The sequence below is a fragment of the Curvibacter sp. PAE-UM genome, assembly GCF_001432305.1.
Lineage (GTDB): Bacteria > Pseudomonadota > Gammaproteobacteria > Burkholderiales > Burkholderiaceae_C > Hylemonella.
This window is the reverse complement of sequence record NZ_KQ483358.1, coordinates 207,786-231,851: the sequence shown is the minus strand read 5'-3', so window position 1 is coordinate 231,851 and position 24,066 is coordinate 207,786. Positions and strand designations below refer to the sequence as shown.

Below are 24,066 nucleotides of genomic sequence, written 5' to 3'. Positions count from 1 at the left end.
TTAGCAGCGCCACCGGCATGACAGGCCGGGGCCTAAAAGCGTTCGTGGGCCTGCAGGTAGCGCCATTGCCCGGGCGGCAATTGGGTCATGGGCACGCGGCCGATGCGGATGCGTTTCATGGACAGGATCTGCAGGCCGGCGCGTTCGCACACGTAGGCGATCAGGCCGGAGTGCACGCCCTTGATGGCAAAACGCAATTTGCTGCGGCCGTCACCGCTGCTGTTGAGGCTGGCCTTGACCATCGGTAGCGGCTGCCCGCGTGTGTCGGTGTCCCGCATGAGCAGCGCCAGCTGGGCGGGCGAGACCTCGCCCTGGACTTCGACCGTCACTTCCACTTCGATCAGGCGCTCGTCTTCGGTCAGTTTGCGCGTCACGCGCCAGTCCTGGCTGTACACCAGCAGGCCGCTGGCCGCGGGCTCCAGCGGGACGGCGGGAGTCAGCTGGCTGAAGTGGCGCTTGAGCACGCGGATGCCGCTAGGGTCGTTCTGCCAGTGCGTGGCCGCGCTCAGGAGCTGCAAGGGCGCGGTCTGGCCGGCGGGTTTGTGCAGCAGCAGCGTCACCGGTGGCAACTCCATCAGCCGGGCGTTCGGGTCGAGTTCGATCTTCTCGTGTTGCACCCGGAAATGCGGTTCCTCCACCACCTGGCCGTTCACCCGGACCCAGCCGCCTTCGATGTACTGTTCGGCCTCGCTGCGCGAGCAGGGCAGCAGGGCGGCCAGCCGTTTGGACAGGCGCACGGGTTCGCTCATGGCGCACCGCCTGCCTGGGATTGCAGACGCTCGACATGGGCCAGCAGCGAGCGCTTGGCCAGCGGCCAGATGCCGGGCGGAACGTCGTCATAGGCGAGTGCCACCCAGTCATCCAGGTTGCCCTGCGGCCGGGCCTGCATGGCGATCCGCACCTTGGCTTCGCGGGCCAGCCGGTGGGCCTTCAGTTTCGCGATGACGGTACGTGCCTCGTCCATCACATGGCCGTGGGCCGGCAGGATGTAGCCCAGGCCCAGCGCCGAGCAGGCCGCGTCCAGAGCGTCCAGTGCATCGAGGTAGGCCGTCATGTTGCCGTCGGGCGGATTGATCACCGTGGTGCTGCCGTTGAGGATGTGGTCGCCCGAGAACAGCAGGCCGTCCTGCGCCAGCAGCAGGCAGAGGTGGTTGGCCGCGTGGCCCGGTGTGTGCATGACCTGCAGGGTGTGGCGCGGTCGGCTGTCGGTGCCCTGCAGCGTGACTTGTTCGCCGTCGGCCAGGGCATGGTCCGGCACGAAATGGCTGGCGGGGTGGGCGGTGGGTGCCGAAGGCAGGCCCAGCACCGGTGGTGTGCCACCGCCGCGCTGTGCGCACAGGGCCTGCAGGGGGCGGGCGGCCGGCGCATGGTCGGCATGCGAATGGGTGCAGACGATGAGACGGATGTCACCGCCAGCCGCCTGCCACAGGCGCTCGATGTGCGCCGGTTCATCCGGCCCCGGGTCGATGACCAGCCAGCCCGTGGCGCTGTCGCCGACGAGGTAGCTGTTGGTGCCCGGGCCGGTCATCAGCCCCGGGTTGGGTGCCGTCAGGCGCAGCACGTGCGGCAGCAGGGCCACGGCCTGCTCGTGCTGCCAGGCGGGCGCGGCCAGCAGGCCGGACTGGGGTTGTTGCGGAGTGGACATGCGGGGCTTTGGACTTAGGATGCAACGACAACCCCAACTCTATAGGAGACACAGACATGAACAAGAGAACCCCCTTGCGCCTGCTGCTGGCGCTGGCCGGCGCCGCCTGCCTGGGCCTGGCCCAGGGCGCGCTGGCCCAGGAATGGCCGGCTCGTCAGGCCATCAAGCTGGTGGCGGTGTTCCCGCCCGGTGGCTCGGTGGACCAGGTCTCGCGCCTGCTGGCGCCCCACCTGCAGCAGGAGCTGGGGCAGAACATCATTGTCGAGAACAAGGGCGGCGCCTCCGGCTCTATCGGTGCGGCCGCCGTGGCGGCGGCCCCTGCCGACGGCTACACCTTCGCCGTGGTCTTCGACACCCATGGCGTCAATCCCAGCCTGATTCCCAACCTGCCTTTCGATTCGAAGAAGGACCTGAGCACGGTCATCGTGATCGGCACCTCGCCCATGGTGCTGGCCACGCACGCCGGCTCCGAGTTCAAGAGCTTTGCCGACGTGGTGGCCTCCGGTAAGGCGGCCAAGGGCGCAAGCTACGGCTCCATCGGCTCGGGCAGCCTGGGTCACCTGGCCATGGCACTGCTGGGGCGCAACGGTGGCATGAGCTTCAACCACATTCCCTACAAGGGCGGCGGCCCGCTGATGAACGACGCTGTCGCCGGCCACGTGCCGCTGGCCATCGGGTCGGTGTTCGTGGTCAAGCCGCACATCGACAGCCAGCGCATGCGCGCCCTGGCGGTGACGACTTCCAAGCGGGCGCCGCAGCTGCCTGGCGTGCCGACCATCGCCGAGAGTGGTTTTGCCGGTTTCGACGCACCGGCCTGGTGGGCCGTGCTGGCCCCGGCCAAGACGCCGCCGGCCATCGTGCAGCGCATGAATGACGCCATCAGCAAGGTCATGAAGAACCCCGAAGTCGCCAAGCGGCTGGAGAGCCAGGGCATCGATGTGCTCGGCGGCACGCCCCAGGCTGGTCAGGTCTTCATCGAACGCCAGATGGACATCTGGGCCAAGGTGGTGAAAGAGAACAACATCAAGCCGGACTGACGTTCGTTCCCCTTATCTTCTTCCTGACCTCGCTCCGCGGGGTTTCTTTCCCCCACTCACTCCCCCCGCCCTCTCCCGCCCCGCCGGGCGGAAGAGGGAGCCTGGATTTGGTGGCTGGTTTCCGGCCAGGCTTCTATGACGCTAACGTCCCCACCGCTTTTTCCCGCCCAGACTTCTCGGCTAGGGTCGTAGAGACCTCACCTTGACCGGGCGTGGCACGGGCCGGCCACTGCGTGCCGGCAGCGAGACAAGGCTTGGCATCTGTGCCGAGTCCATCCATAACCATTGACTACGACCGTAGCCGGGGAAGCTTCGTGCGCAGTTGCGGCGGCGACGGCTCCTGGTAATTTCGTCGCCGGAGCACGAGGTCAAATGAGGCTCCCCTCTTCCGCCCGGCGGGGCGGGAGAGGGGGTGGGGGAGTGAGTGGGGGAAAGAAACCCTGTGGAACAAAGACCCAACAAAAAAGAAATCAGCTCTCCGGCGTGACCTGCAAGGCCACCAGAAACCGCGCCACCATGTTGTAAGTGGCAATCGCGCTGGTCAGCTCGACGATCTGGGTCTCGTTGAAATGCTGGCGCAGCGCGTCGAAGACCTCGTCCGTCACTTTCACGTCCAGCGTCATCTGCGCTGCATAGCGGATCACCAGCGTTTCCAGCTCGCTGAGCGAAGGATCGCGCGGGATGCCGCGTGGATCGGCCTTGACGAAAGCGTTGAGCGCATCCAGCTGCGCCTGCGTGCCGCCGGCGCCCAGGAAATCCGGGGCGTGGTGGTGGTACTCGTACTTGGCGCCGGTCAGCAGGGCCACGGTGCAGATGCCGAGTTCACGCAGCTTGAGGCTGGTGGGCAGTTCGCTGCGCACGGCCTTGAGGTAGGTGTTCCAGCCGCGGGCCAGGGGCTCGCTCCACAGCAGGGCCTTGTCCAGGTTGATCAGGGTGCCGCCGCGACGCGCGAGGATGGCGTCCACCAGGTCCTGCGGTTGGGGCTTGCGTTCGGGGGTCCATTCAGGCAGTCGCATCGTTGTTTTCTCGTCGGTGGCGGAAGGGAGCCCCAAGGATAAACCTTGAATGGGCGGATAATTTGTCGCCATGCGTATCCGCTTTACCAAGATGCAGGGCGCGGGCAATGACTTCGTCGTGCTCGACGAAACCCGGGGGCGGCTCGGCCTGTCCACTGCCCAGTACCGCTGGCTGTCCGATCGCCATTTCGGCGTCGGCGCCGACCAGATCCTCACCGTGCGCCCGGCGCCAGCCGCGGGCCTCGATTTCGAATACGTGATCCACAACGCCGACGGCGCCGAGGTCGAGCAGTGCGGCAACGGCGCGCGCTGTTTCGCGCGTTTCGTGCGCGAGCAGGGGCTGACGACCAAGGACGTCATCCGCGTGCAGACCCTGGGCGGCGTGATCGAGCCGCGCCTCACGCCCGATGGCCGTGTCACGGTGGACATGGGCGCGCCCATCTTCGAGCTGCCCCGCATCCCCTTCGACGGTGCCGGCCTCACGCCCGTGACCAGCGGCGACTGGGTGACCTGGCCGCTGCAGCTCGATGGCGCCACGGTGCCGGTGGCCGTGGTGTCCATGGGCAACCCGCATGCGGTGCAGCTGGTGGCCGATGTGGAAACGGCCCCCGTGCAGGCGCAAGGACCCCTGATCGAGAACCATGCGCGCTTCCCGCGCCGTGTCAACGCCGGTTTCCTGCAGGTGCTGGACCGCACGCACGTGAAGCTGCGCGTGTGGGAGCGCGGCGCCGGTGAAACGCTGGCCTGCGGCACCGGTGCCTGCGCGGCCGTGGTGGCCGGCATCCGCCTGGGGCGACTCGATGCGCGGGTGGACGTGCAGACGCGCGGGGGCATGCTCACCATCGAGTGGGCTGGCCAGACCAGCCCGGTCCTGATGACCGGCCCCGCGACCACTGTGTTCCAGGGCGAGGTCGATGTGCCCGTACTCCCATGAATCCTCTGAATGACTGACACCATGACCGAACAAGACATCGCGAACTACCTGCAGACCAACCCCGAGTTCTTCGAGCGTCAGGCCGATCTGCTGGCCGCCGTGCGCCTGACCAGCCCGCACAGCCGGCGTACGGTCAGCCTGCAGGAGCGCCAGGCGGAGATGCTGCGCGAGAAGATCCGCATGCTCGAAGGCCGGCTGATCGAGATGATCCGCCACGGCAGCGACAACCTGGCGCTGTCCGACCGCATGCTGTGCTGGGCGCGCGACCTGTTCCTCACACAGGATGCGGACGCCCTGCCCGAGGCGATTGCCGAATCGATCCAGCTGCTGTTCGCCGTGCCGCAGGTCGCCATCCGCGTCTGGGACGTGAACCCGGATTTCGCCGGAGCGGCCTTTGCCCAGGGCGTGAGCGAGGATGCGCGCCTGCTGGCCAACTCCCTGAGCGAACCGTTCTGCGGCGTCAATTCCGGTTTTGAAGCCACCGGCTGGCTGGCCCATCCCTCGCAGGCCATCTCATTGGCCCTGTTGCCGCTGCGTTCGCTGGAAGCCGGCAACCACGGGCCCGCCTTCGGCATGCTGGTACTGGCCTCGCCCGACGCCCAGCGCTACACCAGCACCATGGGCACGGAGTTCCTGGCGCGCATCGCCGAGGTGGCCAGCGCCGCGCTGACGCCGCTGAGGTAAGTCGTGACCCAGCCTGTCGCGCTCGCGGCCCATGACCAATCATTGGTCGAACGCTATCTTGAGCACGTGCGGGTGGAAAAACGTCTGGCACAGCGCACCGTCGAGTTGTACGCGCTGGACCTGCAGAAACTCGGCGAATTCGCGACGCAAGCCCAGGTGCCCCTGCTGCAGGTGCACAGCGCCCATGTGCGCCGCTGGATTGCGCAGATGCATGGCGGGGGACGCAGCGGGCGCGGCATCGCGCTCATCCTCTCGGGCTGGCGCGGGTTTTATGCCTGGCTCGGGCGCGAGAGCCTGGTGGGCAGCAACCCGGTGCAGGATGTGCGTGCACCCAAGGCAGCCAAGCCCCTGCCCAAGGCCCTGAGCGTCGATGACGCGGTGCAGCTGGCCGCTTTCCATGCGCAAGACAACGATCCCTGGCTGGAGGCGCGCGACGCGGCCATGGTGGAGCTGCTGTACAGCAGCGGCCTGCGCGTGAGTGAGCTGACGGGCCTGGATGTGGCGGCCAGCGCCGCAGCACGCGGCTGGGTCGACCTGCAGGCCGGCGAGGCGCACGTGCTGGGCAAGGGCAGCAAACGGCGCAGCGTACCGGTGGGTTCGGCGGCGATGTCGGCCCTCAAGCAGTGGCTGGCCGTGCGTGCCTCGGCAGGTGTTGCACCCGGGCAGCCGGCGCTTTTCATCGGCCGCACCGGCACGCGTCTGACGCCGCAGTCGATCTGGCAGCGCCTCAAGCGCCGCAGCCAACAGGCCGGGCTGGCCACGCCGGTGCATCCGCACATGCTGCGCCATTCTTTTGCCAGCCACGTGCTGCAGTCCAGCAGCGACCTGCGCGCGGTGCAGGAACTGCTGGGCCACGCCAACATCAGCACCACACAGGTCTACACACGCCTCGATTTCCAGCACCTGGCGCGGGCCTACGACGCCGCGCATCCACGCGCGCGCAGCAAGACACCCGGCAAGGGCTGAGATTTCCTAGAAAGTTTCCCAGTCGCTGTCGGCGCCCGCAGACGCCTTGGCCGGCGCCGCAGCTGCGGCAGGCGGGGCCACCCTGGGCTTGGCTGGCGCGACCAGGCGCCGCTGCGCGCCCGGGGCAGGAGCGGGTGTGGGCGCCGGGGCACGCATCGGCACCTGCTGCCGCGCGGCCAGCGCCGGTGGCGAGCCGGCCAGGCTGGCGCCGCTGGCCAGCTTGAACACCGCCACCGACTCCACCAGGTCCTGCGCCTGGCTCTTGAGGCTGGAAGCCGCCGCAGCCATTTCCTCCACCAGCGCCGCGTTCTGCTGCGTGGTCTGGTCCATATTGGTGATGGCCTCGCCGATCTGGCTGACGCCCTGGCTCTGCTCGGTGCTGGCCGAGCTGATCTCGGCCATGATGTCGGTCACGCGCCGGATGGCGGCCACCACCTCGTTCATGGTGGCACCGGCCTGATCGACCTGGGCGCTGCCCTGCTCGACGCGCTGCACGCTGTCGGTGATCAGGTTCTTGATCTCCTTGGCGGCTTCGGCACTGCGCCCGGCCAGCGAGCGCACCTCAGAAGCCACCACGGCAAATCCGCGGCCCTGCTCGCCGGCCCGCGCGGCCTCTACCGCCGCATTGAGCGCCAGGATGTTGGTCTGGAAGGCGATGCCGTCGATCACACTGATGATGTCGTGGATCTTGCGCGCGCTGTCGTTGATGCCCTTCATGGTGCCGACCACCTGGGCCACCACCTCGCCACCCTTGACGGCCACCGTCGACGCGGTCTGGGCCAGCTGGTTGGCCTGGCGGGCGTTGTCGGCGTTCTGCTTCACGGTGGAGGAGAGTTCTTCCATGCTGGCCGCGGTTTCTTCGAGCGCGCTGGCCTGGCTTTCGGTGCGCGCCGACAGGTCGTGGTTGCCCTGGGCGATCTCGGCGCTGGCGGTGGAGACCGACTCGCTGCCCTGGCGCACGCGCGAGACCACCTGGGCCAGCGAGGCCTGCATGTCGCGCAAGGAGTGCAGCAGGGTGCCAATCTCGTCCCGCGTGTTGGGGTTGATGGGCGAGCTCAGGTCGCCCTGGGCGACCTTGCTGGCGAGGCTGGCGGCGTAACCCACACCACCCGAGATGGCACGGCTCAGGGTGCGGGCGATCAGCAGGCCCAGCACGATGGTCACGAGCAGGGCCCCGAGGTTGCCGAACATCACATTGCGTTGCAGGCTGGCATTCGTGTCACGCGCCAGGATCGAGCCGTCCTGCGAGAGCTCCGACAGCGCGCGCAGCTGGGCCAGCATGGCATCGAAGGTCTGCAGCCCCGGGCCCTTGAGGATGTCCATCGCCTCTTCGTCACGCCGCTGGCGTGCCAGCCCGACGATTTCGGCCTGCTGCGCCTGGTACTTCTTCCATTCGCCCTGGAACTTGTCGAAATGGGAGGTCTCCTCGCCGGGCGAGAGGATGCGGGCGTAGCCCTGCGATTCGGTGTTGACGGCCTCGCGCAGGCCCTCCATCTGCTTTTCGATGGCCCGGCGATCGTCCTCGCCGGGTACCAGCAGGTGCTGGAACTGCGCCGCGCGCAGGCGGCTGGCCTGCGTGCCCAGGAAACCCGTGTGCAGGGCGCTGGGCAAGAGGTGGTCCGAGATCTGCTGGGTGTTGGCGTTCAGCGCGTTCGTGCCGAAGACGGCCAGCACCGACTGGATGGCGGCCAGAAACAGGACCAGGATGAAGCCCCCCATGAGCTTGGTTCCCAGCTTGATATCCTTCAATCGCATACCTGATCTCCTCGGGCTACGGCCCTTTTCTGAGACTCTAACCCCATTGGCGCATAAGGGAACCCCGGAAAAGCCCGACAATTCAGCGCATGAAAGTGATACGCATCAAGGAAGGCAAGGAACGCTCGCTCTTGCGCCGCCACCCCTGGCTCTTCGAATCGGCCATCTCCAAGGGCGGTGGCGACCCCGGCGAGACGGTGCGCGTGGAATCTGCGCAGGGCGAATTCCAGGCCTGGGCGGCTTTCAGCCCGCAGTCCAAGATTCGCGCGCGCGTCTGGAGCTTTGACGAAAAACAGCGCATAGACGCGGCTTTTTTCACGCAGCGCGTGATGTCGGCCATCCGCGCCCGCACACGTTTCGACATCCGCAGCGACGGCCTGCGCCTGATCCACGGCGAATCCGACGGCCTGCCCGGCCTGATCGTGGACCGTTATGGCGACACCCTGGTCGCCCAGTTTCTCAGTGCCGGCGCCGAGCGCTGGAAGGATGTGCTGGCCGAGGCGCTGCTGGCCGAGACCGGACTCAGCCGGCTGTACGAGCGATCAGACGCCAGCGCGCGCGGGCTCGAAGGCCTGCCGGAGGTCAGTGGCTGGCTGCGCGGCGAGGGCCCCACCGGGCTGGTGCTGCGCGAGCACGACTGGCGCCTGGGCCTGGACATCGCCCAGGGCCACAAGACCGGTTTTTATCTGGACCAGCGCGACAGCCGCAAGCGTTTTGCCGACTACGCGGCCCGGCTCAAGTTCCAGCGCGTGCTCAACTGCTATTGCTACACCGGCGGTTTCAGCGTGGCGGCGCTGGCCGGTGGCGCGGCCCATGTCACCTCGATCGACTCTTCCGGGCCGGCCATCGAGCAGGCGCGCGCCAATGTGTCGCTCAACGGCTTCGACCTGGCCCGCACCGAATTCCTCGACGCCGACGTCAACGCCAGCCTGCGCCGTTTCGTGGAGGAGGGGCGCACCTTCGACGCCATCGTGCTGGACCCGCCGAAGTTCGCCCCCACGGTGGCGCACGCCGAGCGCGCCGCGCGTGCCTACAAGGACATCAACCGCCTGGCGTTCAAGATCCTGGAGCCCGGTGGCGTGCTGTTCACCTACTCCTGCTCGGGCGGCATCAGCGCCGACCTGTTCCACAAGATCGTGGCCTCGGCCGGCACGGATGCCGGCGTGGACGGCTATATCCACGAGCGCATGGGCGGCGCACCGGACCACCCCATGACGATCAACTTCCCGGAGGGCGAGTACCTCAAGGGCCTGGTGGTCATGCGCAAGGGCTGAGAGGGCGAGACCCTACGCCGGCCGTCTTTTGACGATCTCGCTAAACTCTCCGTCTATCCCCGGCTTCATTGCCCACGCCCGCTTGCGCCACGCACAAGTTGGCGGTCACCCCCATCCGAGACTCCACCCATGGCCCTGATCCCCGCCACCATCCTCACCGGCTTCTTAGGCTCCGGCAAGACCACCCTGCTCAAGCGCGTTCTGCAGGAAGCGCATGGCCAGAAGATTGCCATCATCGAAAACGAATTCGGCGAGGAGAACATCGACAACGACATCCTCGTCGCCGACACGAACGAGCAGATCATCCAGATGAGCAACGGCTGCATCTGCTGCACCATCCGCGAGGACCTGCGCACCACCTTGCAGGATCTGGCGGCCAGGAAACGCAAGGGCGAACTGGATTTCGAGCGTGTGGTGATCGAGACCACCGGCCTGGCCGACCCCGGCCCGGTGACACAGACCTTCTTCATGGACGACGAGATCGCCGAGAGCTTCCTGCTCGATTCCGTCATCACCCTGGTGGACGCCAAACACGCCGCCCAGCAGCTCAACGACCGCCAGGAGGCGCGCCGCCAGGTCGGCTTCGCCGACCAGATCTTCATCAGCAAGACCGACCTGGTCTCGGCCGAAGACCTGGCGGCGCTGCAGCATCGCCTCAAGCACATGAACCCGCGGGCGCCGCAGAAGGCGGTGCACTTCGGCGAGGTGGCGATCAGCGAGGTGTTCGACCTGCGGGGCTTCAACCTGAATGCCAAGCTGGAGATCGACCCGGATTTCCTGAAGGAAGAACATGACCATGCGCACCACGCGCATGACCACGAGCACGAGCACGGCGAGCATTGCGACCATCCTTCGCACCAGCACGGTCATGGCCACCACCATCACCATGACGACGATGTGAAAAGCTTCGTCTTCCGCTCCGAGCGTGCCTTCGATCCGGCCAAGCTGGAGGACTTCCTGGGTGCCATCATCAACATCTACGGCCCGCGCATGCTGCGCTACAAGGGTGTGCTGCACATGAAGGGCACCGACCGCAAGGTGATCTTCCAGGGGGTGCACCAGCTGATGGGCAGCGACCTGGGGCCAGCCTGGGCCGAAGGCGAACAGCGCCTGAGCAAGATGGTCTTCATCGGTATCGACCTGCCCAAGGACATCCTGCTACAGGGCCTGGAACAGAGCCTGGTCTGAGAACCTGCGATAAATCTACTGCGCGACCCGATCGCCGCGTTGGGCGGTGCTCGCCATCCTCACGTACCTGAAGTACGTTCCGGTGGCTGCGCTCCGTCCGCCTTGCGCTCGGGCCGCTCGCTACGATTTCTTCACAGGTTCGGAGTCTCCCGCCTTGCCCGCGCGCTCAAGGGTAGTGTCTCGATTTCGCAACCTCTGCGTCAGTCCTGTGAAAGACGGTACGCTCGCGTGCCATAAATTTTGCCCGGAACCCGTGGCCGGGACCGCATTGCGGGTATAACAGCAGGCCAGAAGAAACAAGCGCAGGCCCTGCGTGCCAGGAGACAAGAAGTGAAAGCCAAACCAGGAAAGGTGTCCGTGTCTTCCAAAGCCAAATCTGCTGTGGGCAAGGCCAAACCGGCCCCCAAGAAAGCTGCTGCCAAGCCGGCGGCCAAGGCCAAACCGTCCGTGAAGACTGCCAAACCTGGGGCGGCCAAGAAAGCCGTGTCCAAGCCGCCCGCCAAGAAGGCGGCTGTCAAACCTCCGGCCAAGAAAGCGGCCGTCAAGGCGGCTGTTCCCAAGAAAGCTGCCGCCAAACCAGCGGTCAAGGCTGGCAAACCCGGCGCCAAAGCACCCGTCAAGGCGCCTGCCAAAGCGCCTGCCAAGACCCCGGTCAAGGCGGTGGCCAAGTTGCCGGCCAAGTCGCCTGCACCTTTGCCGGTGAAGGCGACGCCGGTCCTGCCCGAATCGCCGGCCCGCACGGCCAAGGCCTCGGCCCGGCTGGCGCAGCTGACCGTTCCCTCCATGGCCCAGTCGGTGGCATCCACCGCCGTCAAAGCCAGTTACACCCCCACCATGTCCCAGACCCTGATTGCTCCTCCCCTGCCTTCCTCTGTCAAAAAAGACCCCAAACTCGTCAACAACTGGAAAACCAAGCCGGGCGAAACGCTGAGCGACGACGAGCTGGTCGCCATGCCCGACAGCGAGTACATGAACGACAAGCAGCTGGCCGCCTTCCGCGTGCGCCTGCAGCGTCTCAAGCAGGACATCCTGAACAACGCCGGCGAGACCACCGAGCATCTGCGTGAGGACACGGTCATCGTGCCGGACCCGGCCGACCGCGCCACCATCGAGGAAGAACACGCGCTGGAGTTGCGTACGCGCGACCGCGAGCGCAAGCTGCTCAAGAAGATCGAGCAATCGATCGGGCGCATCGATGCCGGTGACTACGGCTACTGCGACGAGACCGGCGAACCCATCGGCGTGGGCCGCCTGCTGGCCCGTCCCACCGCCACGCTCTCGCTGGAAGCCCAGCAGCGTCGCGAGCTCAAGCAGAAGATGTTCGGGGATTGATCCTGTACAGAGGCTCCTTCTGACGCGCACCGCATAATCCAGACATGGCTGAAGACGAAAACCGGTCCGGCTTGTTGTCCAAGGTGGCCAAGTTCGTACGCAATCCGACCAAGGATTGGTCCGAACTCGACCAGAAGGAGCCGGAAGCCGACAGCGGCTACAGCAAAGAGGCGCTCAAGGAGATGATCGAGCGCAAGCGACAGAACGACTTCGTGCGTCGGCGCGAGTTCGATCATCTGCGCAAGCTGCGCCGTCGCGAGCCGCTGGGGCCGGCCGATCAGGCCGGCAGGCCCTCCTTCTTCCAGAGCAGCCTGACCTCCAACCACGACGACCGTGCCGAGACGCTGAAGAAGATCGACGAGATCGAGGCGCAGATGTCGCGCCAGTGGTGGAAGGGCAAGGAGGCCGTCTCGCGTGCCGGTGCCTTCCCCGTTTCAGGCGCCAGCCCGGGCCTGCGGCCCGATGCCGGGCCTACCGAGCCGCCGACCGCTGCGCCCGATGTGGTGCCCAACTCCGATCCCGAGGACAGCCGCTTCGAGCCGACCGTGGCCTCGGCCCTGCGCCCCAGCAGTTCCGGCTGGGCGGATGCCCCGGAAGGCGGTGAGTACCCGGCCACCCAGCTGGCCGAGCCCGCGCCCACCATGCAGGCCCCCATGGGCATGCGGCCGGCATTCCCTGCGGCGGGCGGGCGTGTCCCGGCCAGCCATCCGCAAGCCCTTCCGCCCATGGCCGCCCGTGCGCCCATGGGCGCCGGTTTCTCGACCCAGCGCCTCTACGCTGCCGTGCCGTCCGACAACCTGACGGATCCCGACCTGGAGGACGCCGCCATCCGCTTTGCCAACGGCGACGATGCCGGCGCCGAGGAGAGCCTGCTGGCGGTGCTGCATGGGGACAACCTGCGCCCCGATCTGGCCGAGACCTGGATGTCGGCCCTGTTCGACCTCTACCGCGCCACCGGGCAGCAGGCCCGTTTTGACGGTGTGGCCATCGAGTTCGCCAACCGTTTCGGGCGCTCGGCGCCGGCCTGGTTCTCCACCCCCGATCTGCTGAGCCGCTCCAAGGCCAGCGTGGCGCCGCCCAGTGCGCGGGCGAGTACGTCGGCCGCCAGCGCGCCGGACTGGAGCTGCCCGGCCCAGCTGAGCGCCGCATCCCTGGAGGAGCTGCATGCCTTGATGCGCGTGCCAGGCACGCTGGTGCTGGACTGGCAAGCGCTGTCTGTCATCGGTCTCGATGCCGTTTCCGTGCTGGCTCGTCTGGTGGCCCAGTGGTGCGTCACCCCGGCGGCGCTGGTCTTCCGCGGCCAAACCAGCCTGGAGCGGGCGCTCCAGGCGCTCACGCCTTCGGGGGACCGTACCGTGGCCCCGTTGTGCTGGCAGCTGCGCATGGATGCGCTGCGCATCATGCGCCTGCAGGACGCCTTCGAGCTGGTGGCGCTGGACTATTGCGTGACCTACGAGGTCTCGCCACCCTCCTGGCAGGAGCCGCGCTGCAGCTGCGAGTTGCAGGGGGCCATGGATGCCGCCGAGGCGGAGGCCGAAGCCATCCGCTCCAGCTGGGACGCACCGAACTCCACCTGGGACGACCCTCTGCAGAACCTGACCGTGCCGGTCGGCCTGGAAGACCAGCCGCCGGTGGTGGTCGAACTCTATGGCGAGATCCTGGGCGATGCCGCCGAAGTGCTGGCGAGGCTGGAGGCCGGCATGGAGGGCGCCACCCGCATGGTGGTCTCCTGTGCCCGCCTGATCCGCGTTGATTTTTCGGCCGCTGGCAGCATCCTGAACTGGGTGGCCGAGCAGCAGGCCCGTGGTTGCCAGGTACAGTTCCGCGACGTCAACCGCATCGTGGCCGCCTTCTTCAACGTGATCGGCATTTCCGAGCACGCACGGGTGGTGCCGCGCGCGGCGTAGCCGTTTGCGCGGCCCGCGCAGAGTCCCCACGCCTGCAGAGCTGGCCATCGGATGCCGGAGAATACGGGCATGGAACAATTTCACGGCACCACCATCATCAGCGTGCGGCGCCAGACGGCCGCGGGCCTGCAGGTCGCCATCGGCGGCGATGGCCAGGTCACGCTGGGCAATATCGTCGTCAAGGGCACGGCGCGCAAGGTGCGCAAGCTCTATCACAACAAGGTGCTGGCCGGTTTTGCCGGCGCCACGGCCGATGCCTTCACGCTTTTCGAGCGCTTCGAGGCCAAGCTCGAAAAGCACCAGGGTCATCTGCAACGCGCGGCCATCGAACTCACGCGCGACTGGCGCACCGACCGCGTGCTGCGCCGCCTGGAGGCCATGCTGGCCGTGGCCGACCGCGAATGCTCGCTCATCATCACCGGCAACGGCGATGTGCTGGAGCCGGAAAACGGCGTGGTGGCCATCGGCTCGGGCGGCGCCTACGCGCAGGCCGCGGCCATCGCCCTCCTCAAGCATTCCGAGCTGGGCGCGCGCGACATCGTCAAGCAGTCGCTGGAGATTGCCGGCGAACTCTGCATCTACACCAACCTGAACCACACGATCGAGACGCTGGACTGATCGTCGCGTCCCGCTTCCTCACCGGATAGCCGCCATGTCCTCCATGACCCCGCAGGAGATCGTCTCCGAACTCGACCGCCACATCGTCGGCCAGGCCGATGCCAAGCGCGCCGTGGCCATCGCGCTGCGCAACCGCTGGCGCCGCCAGCAGGTCGACGCCGCGCTGCGCCCCGAGATCACGCCCAAGAACATCCTGATGATCGGTCCCACCGGCGTGGGCAAGACCGAGATCGCGCGCCGCCTGGCCCGGCTGGCCGACGCCCCCTTCATCAAGGTCGAGGCCACCAAGTTCACCGAGGTGGGCTATGTGGGCAAGGACGTCGACTCCATCATCCGCGACCTGGCCGAGGTGGCCGTCAAGCAGACGCGCGAGGCCGAGATGAAGAAGTTCCGCACGCGCGCCGAGGACGCGGCCGAGGACCGGATCCTCGACATCCTGATCCCGCCGCCGCGTTCCGACTACGGTGCGGAGCCGGCGGTCGCCGAGACCAAGGACAGCACGGCACGCCAGGTCTTCCGCAAGAAGCTGCGCGAGGGCCTGCTGGACGAGCGCGAGATCGAGCTGGATGTGGCCGAGCCGCGGCCCCAGCTTGAGATCATGGGCCCGGCCGGCATGGAGGATATGGCCGAACAGCTGCGCGGCATGTTCGGCCAACTGGGCGCGGGCAAGCGCAAGACTCGCAAACTGAAGATCGCGGAAGCCATGAAACTGCTGGTGGACGAAGAGGCCGGCAAGCTGGTCAACGAGGACGAGATCCGCGCCCAGGCCCTGCACAACGCCGAACAGAACGGCATCGTCTTCATCGACGAAATCGACAAGGTCACCTCGCGTTCCGACGGCGGCAACACGGCCGAGGTGTCGCGCCAGGGTGTGCAGCGCGACCTGCTGCCGCTGGTGGAGGGCACCTCGGTGTCCACCAAGTACGGTGTCATCAAGACCGACCATATCCTGTTCATCGCCTCGGGCGCCTTCCACCTGAGCAAGCCCAGCGACCTGATCCCGGAACTGCAGGGGCGCCTGCCGATCCGTGTCGAGTTGCAATCCCTGTCGGTGCAGGACTTCGAGGCGATTCTCACGCAGACGCATGCGTCCCTGGTGCGCCAGTACCAGGCCCTGCTGGCCACCGAGGGCGTGACGCTGGTGTTCGCGCCCGAGGGCATCACGCGCCTGGCGCAGATCGCTTTCGACGTGAACGAACGCACCGAGAACATCGGCGCGCGCCGCCTGGCCACGGTGATGGAGCGCCTGCTCGACGAAGTGAGCTTTACAGCCACGCGCCTGCAGGGACAGACGGTGCACATCGATGCGGCCTATGTCGACGCGCGCCTGGCCGACCTCAGCCGCAACGAAGACCTGTCGCGCTACATCCTCTGAGGCCGGGCCGCCAGCCCACGGCCCTCAGCGGCCCCGGGAGTGTTCGCTCAGCGCCGTGATGTCCACCGCGTCGATCTGGGTGGGGGCCAGGTGGCGATCCGCAAACTCGCGCCAGATGCCCTGGTGCAGGAAGATGCCGAACATCTCCGGGCAGAGATGGCCTTCGCGGGCCATGCGGGCCATGATGCCCAGTGATTCACTCAGCGTCTTGGGCCCCTTGTAGGGGCGATCGGGTGCGGTCAGCGCCTCGAACACGTCGGCAATCGCGATGATGCGGTCTTCCACCGTGAGCTGGTCGGCGCCCAGCCGGCGCGGATAACCCTGGCCGTTGAGCTTCTCGTGGTGCGTGGCGGCGATGTCGGGCACACGCGCGAGATGGCGCGGCCAGGGCAGCCGGCGCAGCATGATCAGCGTCTGCACGATGTGGTCGTTGATGCGGAAACGGTCTTCGGCGGTCAGCGTGCCGCTGCGCACCGACAGGTTGTGCAGTTCGCCCAGGTTGTGTTCGCTGGCCGGCAGCTGCATGTCGAAGCCCCACACATTGGCCGGATCGCCGCGTTCCACCGGCGGGCGGCGCGCGCCCCAGGGCACGACATGTTCGGGCCGGTCGGCCAGCAGCGCCTCGGTGGCCGGCAGGGGCGGGCGGGCCTGGCCGCTCACGCGCCGGATCTCCTCGATCGACAGGCCCAGGCGGTCATCGAAATGGCGCTGCCAGGTCTGTGCTGCCACGCCCTGCAGGCGTTCGAGGTCGGCGTCGTCGGTGGTTTCGCTGCCGACGTTGCAGCCGGCGACGAAGGCGAAGTCGTCCTGCAGCTGCCGGTGGCGTTGCTGCAGCGTACGGCCCAGGCTGTCTGCGTCGCCGCGGCCCTCGGCCAGGGCCTGCCAGTAGTCGATCAGGGCATCGCGGTGCAGCACCTCGAAGCGTGTGCGGATCTCATGGATGCGGTTGCAGATGGTCTCGAGCTTGGTCGCCTTGTCGATGATGTGCTCGGGGCTGGTGATCTTGCCGCAATCGTGCAGCCAGGCGCCCAGCTTGAACTCGTAGCGTTGCTCCGCATTCCAGCGCCCGGCATAGGGGCTGGTCGGGTCGCCGTTGAGGCGGTCGACGAACATTTCGGCCAGCAAGGGCACGCGCTCGCAGTGGCCGCCGGTGTAGGGGCTCTTGGCGTCGATGGCATCGGCCAGCAGGCGGATCACGCCGTCGAGCAGGCGTTGCTGTGATTCGATCAGCTGGCGCGTCTCGATCGAGACCTCCAGCACCCCCGAGAGCCGTTCCGCGAAGCTCCGGAAATCGTCGCCGGCATCGCGCTGGTCGGCGCCGAACTGCAGCACCAGCAGACCGAGCAGTTCCTGTTGCCGGCTGCGCAGCCGGATGGCCAGGCTGTCGGCAAAGCGCTGTTCGCTGGCCCAGGCCAGCCCGGTGGCCACCGGAACGCGCCCGGGCAGGTTGTGGGCGCTGTCGGCAGCGCCATCATGCCGGCGCGAGACGGCGGCCAGTGCCAGCTCGCTGCCGTCCGGGCTCGCGAGGTACACCACGCCCTGGACGCAGTTGGTGGTTTCCACCAGCTGGTTCAGCACCTTGCCCAGCATCACTTCGGTCTGGGCTTCCCGGCTGATGGTCTCGGTGATGCCCAGGAAGTTCTGCACTGTGCGGCCCATGTGCTGCAGCACGCGGTCGAGTTCCTGCACCTCCTGCAGGGGGCTGGTGTCCGGGGTGGCGGCGGCCTCGAACTGAAAGCGCGCCAGGTTGCGGCTGCGCGTCGACAGCCGGTGCATGGCGTGGCCGATCTGGCGTCCGGCCAGCCAGCCCAGCGGCAGCAGCAGCAGTGCGATCAGCAGGCCCTGCAGGGCCTGGCGCTGCAAGTCCCGGCGCAGGTTGCCCAGCAGGTCGCGGTCCGGTATGGCGACCAGGATATCCAGCTGGCTCTCAGGCACCGCGTCCATTTCCATGCGCATGCCGTACCAGCGCTCATCCTGCGCCTCGTAGCCGTAGGCCCGCCTGGCCTGGGGTGCGCTGGTGGCCAGAGCCTGCAGGGCCGGTATGCCCAGTTCGGCCAGGGTCTTGAAGTTCACCGCTTCGCCCTGACGCTGCAGGTGCTGGAGGGTTCCCGGATAGGCGATGACGCGCTGCTGCGCGTCGACGACGGCGATCTGGGTGTTGGGTGTGTAGCGCAAGGCCTTCATCTCTTCCCCGATGGCAGAGATGTCCACGTCCAGCCCCAGGACCGCGCGGCCATCACGGCTGCGCTCGCTCAGTGTCACACCAATCTGGCGCGAGGTGTAGAAGAGGTAAGGCGAGGTCAGGTGCTGTCCCGCGGTGCCTTGCGCACTCTCATACCAGGGGCGCTGGCGCGGGTCGAACTGGTAGTCGGGCAGGTTCTGGGTGCGCAGCCGGCGCAGGCTGGCATCCAGGTAGTGCCATTGGCCGCTGAGGCGGCCATCCGGTGCGCGCGTGATGCTCTGCACCAGCCAGCCGGCCCGGCCCGGGGCATCGAAGAACAGGCGTAGCTCCGGGGTGTGCAGCCGGCGCAGCAGGAAGAACTCGCCATTCGGATAACCCGCATACACCGCGGCCAGCAGGGGGTTGTATTCCAGGATGTCGGCCAGCACGACGACGCGCTCGAAACGCTCTTCCAGCCGGGTCGCACGCGCCAGCGGGTCGAAGGAGAGTTGGCGCAGCGTGGCCTGGGCGGGGCCGACGATGCCCCGGCTCTTCTCGTTGATCAGGTTGCCGATGTCACCGAAGCTCTGGCCGGCGGCATCCAGCAGGGCCGTGCGGGCCGACTGCCAGCTGTTCCAGAGCAGCCCGCCGGCGAGGATCAGCATCGAGGTGACGACCACCGCGGCGATCAGTGATTGCAGGCGGATCGACCAGCCTTTGCGCGCTTGGGGTGGGGGCGGGATGGAGGTGGTGGTCATGGCAGAACTCCCTGGGCGCGCGTTTGTTGTTCTTGATGCGAATGTACACGGCGGCTGCCAATGACCCGTTCCTCGCCCCTTGTGCCCTTCGGTCTCGCTCCTCTGTGTCGCATTCGGGTGCCCGGCGTGGCCCCTGCGTTGCTGGCCTGCACGCATCAAGTGCTTCAAGCATCACATTCATAACATTTGCTAAGTGCTTAATTTAGAACAATATTTCAGCTCTGAAAATTGTGTGAAAGTGTTTCTAAGTCCTTGATTTCATTGAAATTTTTCTGGTTCCCCTCTTGTCTGCCAGTGTTTTGCTGCTACAGTGCAAAAAAGTGGAATTAAGTGGTGAAAAGTGCGTCTGCGCTTTTCCCGCTCCCGTAGTGGTGCAGAAAAAGGGGTTGTGCGCGTGTTTCAAGGGGCTTCGTCGCTGAGTCTGGATGCCAAGGGGCGGCTGTCTGTGCCGACCCGGCACCGTGACGTGCTCAGCGCCACGGCCGCCGGCCAGCTCACCATCACCAAGCATCCGCATGGTTGCCTGATGGTCTTCCCGCGCCCCGAGTGGGAGAAGTTCCGCGAGCGCATCGCCGCCCTGCCCATGGCGGCCCAGTGGTGGAAGCGCATCTTCCTGGGCAATGCCATGGACGTGGAGATGGACGGCACCGGCCGGGTGCTGGTCTCGCCCGAACTGCGTGCCGCCGCCGGCATCACGCGCGACACCATGCTGCTGGGCATGGGCAACCATTTCGAACTCTGGGACAAGGCCACCTACGACGCGCAGGAGGCCCAGGCCATGCAGGGCGACATGCCCGACGTCTTCAAGGACTTTTCCTTCTGAAAGAAGACGGTGGAAACCTCCCCATGGACACATACCACCGTCTTGTTGAACGAAGCGATCACAGCCTTGCTCAACAAGCCGGACGAACTGGCGCCGGAGCCGGCCGATGGCCACTACGTGGACGCCACTTTCGGTCGCGGCGGGCATTCCCGCCTGCTCCTGTCGAGGCTGTCGCCACAAGGGCGGCTGACCGCCTTCGACAAGGACCTCTCGGCCATTGCCGAGGCCCGGACCATCGCGGACCCGCGCTTTGCCATCCGCCACCAGGGCTTCCGGCATCTGCACGAACTGCCGCCGGCCAGCGCCGCCGGCATCCTCATGGACCTGGGCGTGAGCTCGCCCCAGATCGACGACCCCACACGCGGTTTCAGCTTCCGTTTCGACGGGCCGCTGGACATGCGCATGGACACCACGCGGGGCCAGAGCGTGGCGCAGTGGCTGGAAACAGCCGAAACCCGACAGATCGCGGAGGTGATACGTGACTACGGTGAAGAACGGTTTGCTGGCCAGATTGCAAAGGCGATTGTGGCGCGCCGACAGGAGCGGGGCCCAGTTTCAACCACCGGTGAACTGGCCCAGCTCGTGGCTGACACGGTCAAAACCCGCGAGTCGGGCCAGAACCCTGCAACGCGCACATTTCAGGCTCTTCGGATTTTCATCAACGCCGAGCTTGAGGAGCTGCAAGAAGCGCTAGAGGCAAGTCTCGATGTATTGCAACCCGGAGGACGGCTGGTCGTGATCAGTTTCCATTCGCTGGAAGACCGCATCGTCAAACAGTTCATCGCGCAGCATTCGCGCGAGGTCTACGACCGCCGTGCGCCTTTTGCTGTGGCCCCACCGATGAAACTGCGTGCGCTCGACCGCATCAAGCCCTCGGCGACCGAGGTGGCAGCCAACCCGCGCGCGCGCAGCGCCATCATGCGTGTGGCCGTGAGGACGCAGGTATGACGAGGGCGAACTTGGTCCTCCTGCTCGCCGTGCTGGCCAGCGCGCTCTATCTGGTGAGCGTGCAGTACGACTCGCGCCGCCTGTTTGCCGAGATCGACCGCGCCGTGCTGGAGGCGCGCCGCATCGAGACCGAGCGCGAGCAGCTGGAGCTGCAAAAGCGCCAGCAGGCCACGGTGCAGCGTGTCGAGAAGCTGGCCAAGGACAAGCTGGACATGCGCGCGGCCACGCCCGCCATCACCGACTACGTGAGCTACCAGCCCTACAGCGGCAGCGCGCCGGCGGGCGCCGTGGTGCAGCCGCGCGTCTCCGGGGGGCGTTTGCCATGAGCCGCCGGGCCGCCCCCAAGGCTCATAGCACCGCAGCCAAGAAGGCGGAGGTGATCCTGTGAGCAGCCGCAGCATCCAGTACACCTCCAGCCCGCTGCTGGCCAGCCGCACGCCGGTGTGGCGCAGCAAGTTCGTGGTGGCCATGATCGCGCTGGCCTTTGTGGTGCTGGCCGGGCGCGCCGCCTACATCCAGGTCATCTCCAACGACTTCTTCCAGAGGCAGGGCCAGGTGCGTTTTGCGCGCACGCTGGAGCTGCCGGCCAACCGCGGCCGCATCCTGGACCGCAATGGCCAGATCCTCGCCACCAGTGTTCTGGCGCCCAGCATCTGGGCCATCCCCGAAGACATCGAGCGTGATCCGAAACAGTTGCAGCGCCTGGCGCGGCTGCTGGAGATGCCGCTGTCCGATCTCAACCGCAAGCTGGAGGACGAGGACAAGACCTTCGTCTGGCTCAAGCGCCAGGTCGACGAGCCCGTGGCGAAGCAGATCGCCGCGTTGGAGATCAAGGGCGTCTACCAGCGCAAGGAATACAAGCGCCAGTACCCCGAGGGTGAGGTGGCTGCGCACCTGGTCGGTTTCACCAACGTGGAAGACCATGGGCAGGAGGGCGTGGAGCTGGCCTTCAACAACACGCTGGCCGGCAAACCCGGTTCGCGCCGTGTCATCAAGGATCGCCTGGGCAGCGTGATCGAGGCGGTGGGCGCGCAGGTGCCGCCGGTCGAGGGGCGCGACGTGCAGCTCTCCATCGACAGCAAGATCCAGTTCTTCGCCTACCAGCGCCTCAAGCAGGCCGTGCGCGACCACCAGGCCAAGGCCGGCAGCGTGGTGGTGCTCGACGCCCAGACCGGCGAGATGCTGGCGCTGGCCAACTACCCCAGCTACACGCCGGGCAAGCGCCAGGGCTTCAAGGACGCCCTGCGCAACCGCGCGCTGACCGACTCCTTCGAGCCCGGCTCCACCGTCAAGCCCTTCGTCGCCGCGCTGGCGCTGGAGAAGGGCCTGGTCTCGCCCGCCACACCGATCCAGATCAGCGGCAGCGGGCGCATGAACGTGGGCAATGCCACCATCAGCGACACCCATGCGTATGCGGTGCTGACCCTCAACGAGGTGGTGCAGAAGTCCAGCAACATCGGCATGGTCAAGCTGGCCATGCAGATGCCGGCGCGTGACCTGTGGGAGATGTACAGCCAGGTCGGCTTCGGCCAGCGGCCGCAGCTGCCCTTCCCGGGCGCCGTCAGCGGCCGGCTGCGCCCGTGGAAGACCTGGCGCCCCATCGAGCACGCCACCATGAGCTACGGCTACGGCCTGTCCATCAGCCTGGTGCAGCTGGCACATGCCTACACCGTGTTCGCACACGATGGCGAGCTGATGCCGGTGACGCTGCAGAAGGCGCAGGGGCCGGTGGCCGGCGTGCGCCTGCTGGAAGCGCGCCATGCGCGCGCCGTGCGCCACATGCTGCAACTGGCCGCCGGGCCAGGCGGCACCGCGCCCAAGGCCCAGACCATGGGCTACTCGGTGGGCGGCAAGACCGGCACCGCGCGCAAGCAGGAAGGCCGGGGCTATGCCGACAAGAAATACCGCAGCTTCTTCGTGGGCCTGGCGCCGGTCGCCCGCCCGCGCATCATCGTGGCCGTGCTGATCGACGAGCCCGATGCCGGCAAGTACTATGGCGGCGACGTGGCCGCCCCGGTGTTCAGCGAGACCGTGCAGCAGACCCTGCACCTGCTGGGTGTGCAGCCCGACATCGAGGTCAAGCCGCAGATCGTGGCGCAGATGGGGGAGGGCGCGGCATGGTGACCGAACTCCACACCCCCGTGCAGGCCGCCCAGTGGCTGCATGGCCGCGTGCGCGGTGTGTTGCAGACCGACAGCCGGCGGGTGGGGGTGGGCGACGGTTTCATCGCCTGGCCGGGGGCGGCGCGCGACGGGCGCCAGTTCGTGCCGGGCGCGCTGGCCCAGGGGGCGCTGGCCTGCCTGGTCGAGCGCAGCGGCGCCGAGGCCTATGGCTTTGCCGATGAGCACATTGCGGCCTACACCGGCCTGAAGGCCGCCAGCGGCCCGATCGCTGCGGCCTATTACGAGCAACCCTCGCAACAACTCGATGTGCTGGCGGTCACGGGCACCAACGGAAAGACCTCGACCAGCTGGTGGCTGGCGCAGGCGCTGGGCGCACTCCAGCCCGCCGTCGCCTGCGGGCTGATCGGCACCCTGGGCGTGGGCCGTGTGCCGGCGCCGGGCTCGGCGGACGCCAGCGCCATCGTCAGCACCGGCCTGACCACCCCCGATCCGGTGCTGCTGCAGCAGACCCTGCGCCGTTTCGTCGACGAGGGCCTGACGGCCTGCGCCATCGAGGCCTCGTCCATCGGCATCAGCGAACGGCGCCTGGATGGCACGCGCATCCGCACGGCCATCTTCACCAATTTCACCCAGGACCACCTGGACTACCACGGCAGCATGGAGGCCTATTGGCAGGCCAAGGCCGAACTGTTCGACTGGCCGGGCCTGCGTGCAGCGGTGATCAACCTCGATGATCCCAAGGGTGTCGAACTGGCTGCGACGCTGGCGGCGCGTGCGCTCGACCTGTGGACGGTTTCCCTGCAGGCAGATGCCGGTGCACGCCTGGTCGCGCAAGACATTCGCATGGGAGCGCGCGGCGTGCAGTTCATGGTCTGCGAAGGCGAGGCCCGCGTTCCGCTGACCACGCAGACCCTGGGCGACTACAACGTGAGCAATCTGCTGGGCGTGATCGCTACGCTGCGCACCCTGGGTGTCCCGCTGGTCGACGCGGTGCTCGCCTGTCATGAACTTCAGCCGGTGCCGGGCCGCATGGAATTCCAGGGCGGTGTCGATCTGCCGCTGGCCGTGGTGGATTACGCACACACGCCTGACGCGCTGGCCCAGGTGCTGCAGACCCTCAAACCACTGGCAACACAACGCGGCGGCCGGCTGTGGTGCGTGTTCGGCTGCGGTGGCGACCGCGATCCGCACAAGCGCCCGCTCATGGGTGCCGCGGCGACACAGCACGCGGACCACATCGTGTTGACCAATGACAACCCCCGCAGCGAGGCTCCCGAGGCCATCGTGGCGCAGATCCGTCCGGGCCTGGTGGGCCATGGCGCAGTGCAGATCGAGCTTGATCGGGCGCAGGCCATCGCCCTCGCGCTGGGCCAGGCCGATGCCCGCGACGTGGTGCTGGTGGCCGGCAAGGGCCACGAGGATTACCAGGAGACGGCCGGCGTGCGCCTGCCCTTCTCCGACCGGCAGCAGGTGGGCCTGGCGCTGCAGGCGCGCCGGACGGGGGTGAGCTCATGAGCGCCCA

Annotated in this window: 19 protein-coding genes and 1 pseudogene; 15 read left to right on the top strand and 5 right to left on the bottom strand. The window is 67.2% G+C overall.

All coding sequences use genetic code 11. The features are described from left to right. Nucleotides 1–32 precede the first annotated feature (32 nt). The gene (locus AO057_RS01115; protein ID WP_057673892.1) at nt 33–749 is read right to left on the bottom strand and encodes an RNA pseudouridine synthase; all 717 of its coding nucleotides are present in this window, start codon (nt 747–749) and stop codon (nt 33–35) included. Beyond that, nucleotides 746–1,597, bottom strand: a pseudogene (locus tag AO057_RS01110) (MBL fold metallo-hydrolase); the annotation flags it as partial. The pseudogene AO057_RS01110 and the gene AO057_RS01115, both read right to left, overlap by 4 nt. A gap of 104 nt (nt 1,598–1,701) precedes the next feature. Here AO057_RS01110 and AO057_RS01105 point away from each other — a divergent pair. Next, nucleotides 1,702–2,682: a tripartite tricarboxylate transporter substrate binding protein gene (locus AO057_RS01105; RefSeq protein WP_057673890.1), complete on the top strand. Its 981-nt coding sequence runs from the start codon at nt 1,702–1,704 to the stop codon at nt 2,680–2,682. A gap of 470 nt (nt 2,683–3,152) precedes the next feature. Here the strand turns inward: AO057_RS01105 and AO057_RS01100 are convergent, their stop codons facing one another. Continuing rightward, complete coding sequence (locus AO057_RS01100; RefSeq protein ID WP_057673889.1) at nt 3,153–3,698, bottom strand: carboxymuconolactone decarboxylase family protein; 546 nt, start codon at nt 3,696–3,698, stop codon at nt 3,153–3,155. A gap of 70 nt (nt 3,699–3,768) precedes the next feature. On the opposite strand from AO057_RS01100, the gene dapF reads away from it, so the two are divergent. The 3 genes from dapF to AO057_RS01085 are packed head-to-tail and all read left to right on the top strand — an operon-like array spanning nt 3,769 to nt 6,282. Then, nucleotides 3,769–4,632, top strand: a complete 864-nt coding sequence (gene dapF, locus AO057_RS01095) for a diaminopimelate epimerase (RefSeq protein WP_057673888.1) — start codon at nt 3,769–3,771, stop codon at nt 4,630–4,632. A gap of 21 nt (nt 4,633–4,653) precedes the next feature. Beyond that, on the top strand, nt 4,654–5,316 hold the full coding sequence (locus tag AO057_RS01090; protein WP_156404443.1) for a DUF484 family protein: 663 nt from the start codon (nt 4,654–4,656) through the stop codon (nt 5,314–5,316). A gap of 3 nt (nt 5,317–5,319) precedes the next feature. After that, entirely contained in the window at nt 5,320–6,282 is a 963-nt protein-coding gene (locus AO057_RS01085; protein WP_057673886.1) for a tyrosine recombinase XerC, read from the top strand. A 6-nt stretch (nt 6,283–6,288) separates the two neighbouring features. Here AO057_RS01085 and AO057_RS18445 read toward each other — a convergent pair whose 3' ends face one another. Next, nucleotides 6,289–8,037, bottom strand: a complete 1,749-nt coding sequence (locus tag AO057_RS18445) for a methyl-accepting chemotaxis protein (RefSeq protein ID WP_057673885.1) — start codon at nt 8,035–8,037, stop codon at nt 6,289–6,291. Nucleotides 8,038–8,126: 89 nt separating this feature from the next. Here AO057_RS18445 and AO057_RS01075 point away from each other — a divergent pair, with 89 nt between their 5' ends. From AO057_RS01075 to hslU, 6 genes are all read left to right on the top strand, one after another. Then, nucleotides 8,127–9,311, top strand: coding sequence for a class I SAM-dependent rRNA methyltransferase (locus AO057_RS01075; RefSeq protein ID WP_057673884.1), 1,185 nt, complete (start codon nt 8,127–8,129; stop codon nt 9,309–9,311). 129 nt (nt 9,312–9,440) lie between these two features. Further along, on the top strand, nt 9,441–10,499 hold the full coding sequence (locus tag AO057_RS01070; RefSeq protein WP_057673883.1) for a CobW family GTP-binding protein: 1,059 nt from the start codon (nt 9,441–9,443) through the stop codon (nt 10,497–10,499). A gap of 357 nt (nt 10,500–10,856) precedes the next feature. After that, nucleotides 10,857–11,831 carry an RNA polymerase-binding protein DksA gene (dksA, locus tag AO057_RS17990; protein ID WP_168163344.1) on the top strand — a complete coding sequence of 325 codons (975 nt, stop codon included), beginning with the start codon at nt 10,857–10,859 and terminating at the stop codon, nt 11,829–11,831. A gap of 44 nt (nt 11,832–11,875) precedes the next feature. Continuing rightward, nucleotides 11,876–13,738: an STAS domain-containing protein gene (locus AO057_RS01060; RefSeq protein ID WP_057673882.1), complete on the top strand. Its 1,863-nt coding sequence runs from the start codon at nt 11,876–11,878 to the stop codon at nt 13,736–13,738. Nucleotides 13,739–13,807: 69 nt separating this feature from the next. Further along, nucleotides 13,808–14,356: an ATP-dependent protease subunit HslV gene (gene hslV, locus AO057_RS01055; RefSeq protein WP_057673881.1), complete on the top strand. Its 549-nt coding sequence runs from the start codon at nt 13,808–13,810 to the stop codon at nt 14,354–14,356. 34 nt (nt 14,357–14,390) lie between these two features. Beyond that, nucleotides 14,391–15,731 (top strand): ATP-dependent protease ATPase subunit HslU, encoded by a 1,341-nt coding sequence (hslU, locus tag AO057_RS01050; RefSeq protein WP_057673880.1) that lies wholly within the window; start codon nt 14,391–14,393, stop codon nt 15,729–15,731. Nucleotides 15,732–15,755: 24 nt separating this feature from the next. Here hslU and AO057_RS01045 read toward each other — a convergent pair whose 3' ends face one another. Beyond that, on the bottom strand, nt 15,756–18,650 hold the full coding sequence (locus AO057_RS01045) for an HD domain-containing phosphohydrolase (RefSeq protein ID WP_057673879.1): 2,895 nt from the start codon (nt 18,648–18,650) through the stop codon (nt 15,756–15,758). 394 nt (nt 18,651–19,044) lie between these two features. Between AO057_RS01045 and mraZ the strand changes: the two genes are divergently transcribed. Genes mraZ through AO057_RS01020 form a run of 5 tightly spaced genes read left to right on the top strand, consistent with a single transcriptional unit; the run spans nt 19,045 to nt 24,059 of the window. Continuing rightward, nucleotides 19,045–19,473, top strand: a complete 429-nt coding sequence (gene mraZ / locus AO057_RS01040) for a division/cell wall cluster transcriptional repressor MraZ (RefSeq protein ID WP_057677124.1) — start codon at nt 19,045–19,047, stop codon at nt 19,471–19,473. A 9-nt stretch (nt 19,474–19,482) separates the two neighbouring features. Beyond that, nucleotides 19,483–20,421: a 16S rRNA (cytosine(1402)-N(4))-methyltransferase RsmH gene (gene rsmH / locus AO057_RS01035; RefSeq protein ID WP_057673878.1), complete on the top strand. Its 939-nt coding sequence runs from the start codon at nt 19,483–19,485 to the stop codon at nt 20,419–20,421. Next, the gene (ftsL, locus tag AO057_RS01030; protein ID WP_057673877.1) at nt 20,418–20,747 is read left to right on the top strand and encodes a cell division protein FtsL; all 330 of its coding nucleotides are present in this window, start codon (nt 20,418–20,420) and stop codon (nt 20,745–20,747) included. The genes rsmH and ftsL overlap by 4 nt, the downstream gene beginning before the upstream one ends. 58 nt (nt 20,748–20,805) lie before the next feature. Beyond that, nucleotides 20,806–22,545, top strand: a complete 1,740-nt coding sequence (locus AO057_RS01025) for a peptidoglycan D,D-transpeptidase FtsI family protein (protein ID WP_057673876.1) — start codon at nt 20,806–20,808, stop codon at nt 22,543–22,545. Further along, the gene (locus tag AO057_RS01020) at nt 22,539–24,059 is read left to right on the top strand and encodes a UDP-N-acetylmuramoyl-L-alanyl-D-glutamate--2,6-diaminopimelate ligase (RefSeq protein WP_057673875.1); all 1,521 of its coding nucleotides are present in this window, start codon (nt 22,539–22,541) and stop codon (nt 24,057–24,059) included. Before AO057_RS01025 ends, AO057_RS01020 begins: the two co-directional genes overlap by 7 nt. The last annotated feature ends 7 nt before the right edge of the window (nt 24,060–24,066 follow it).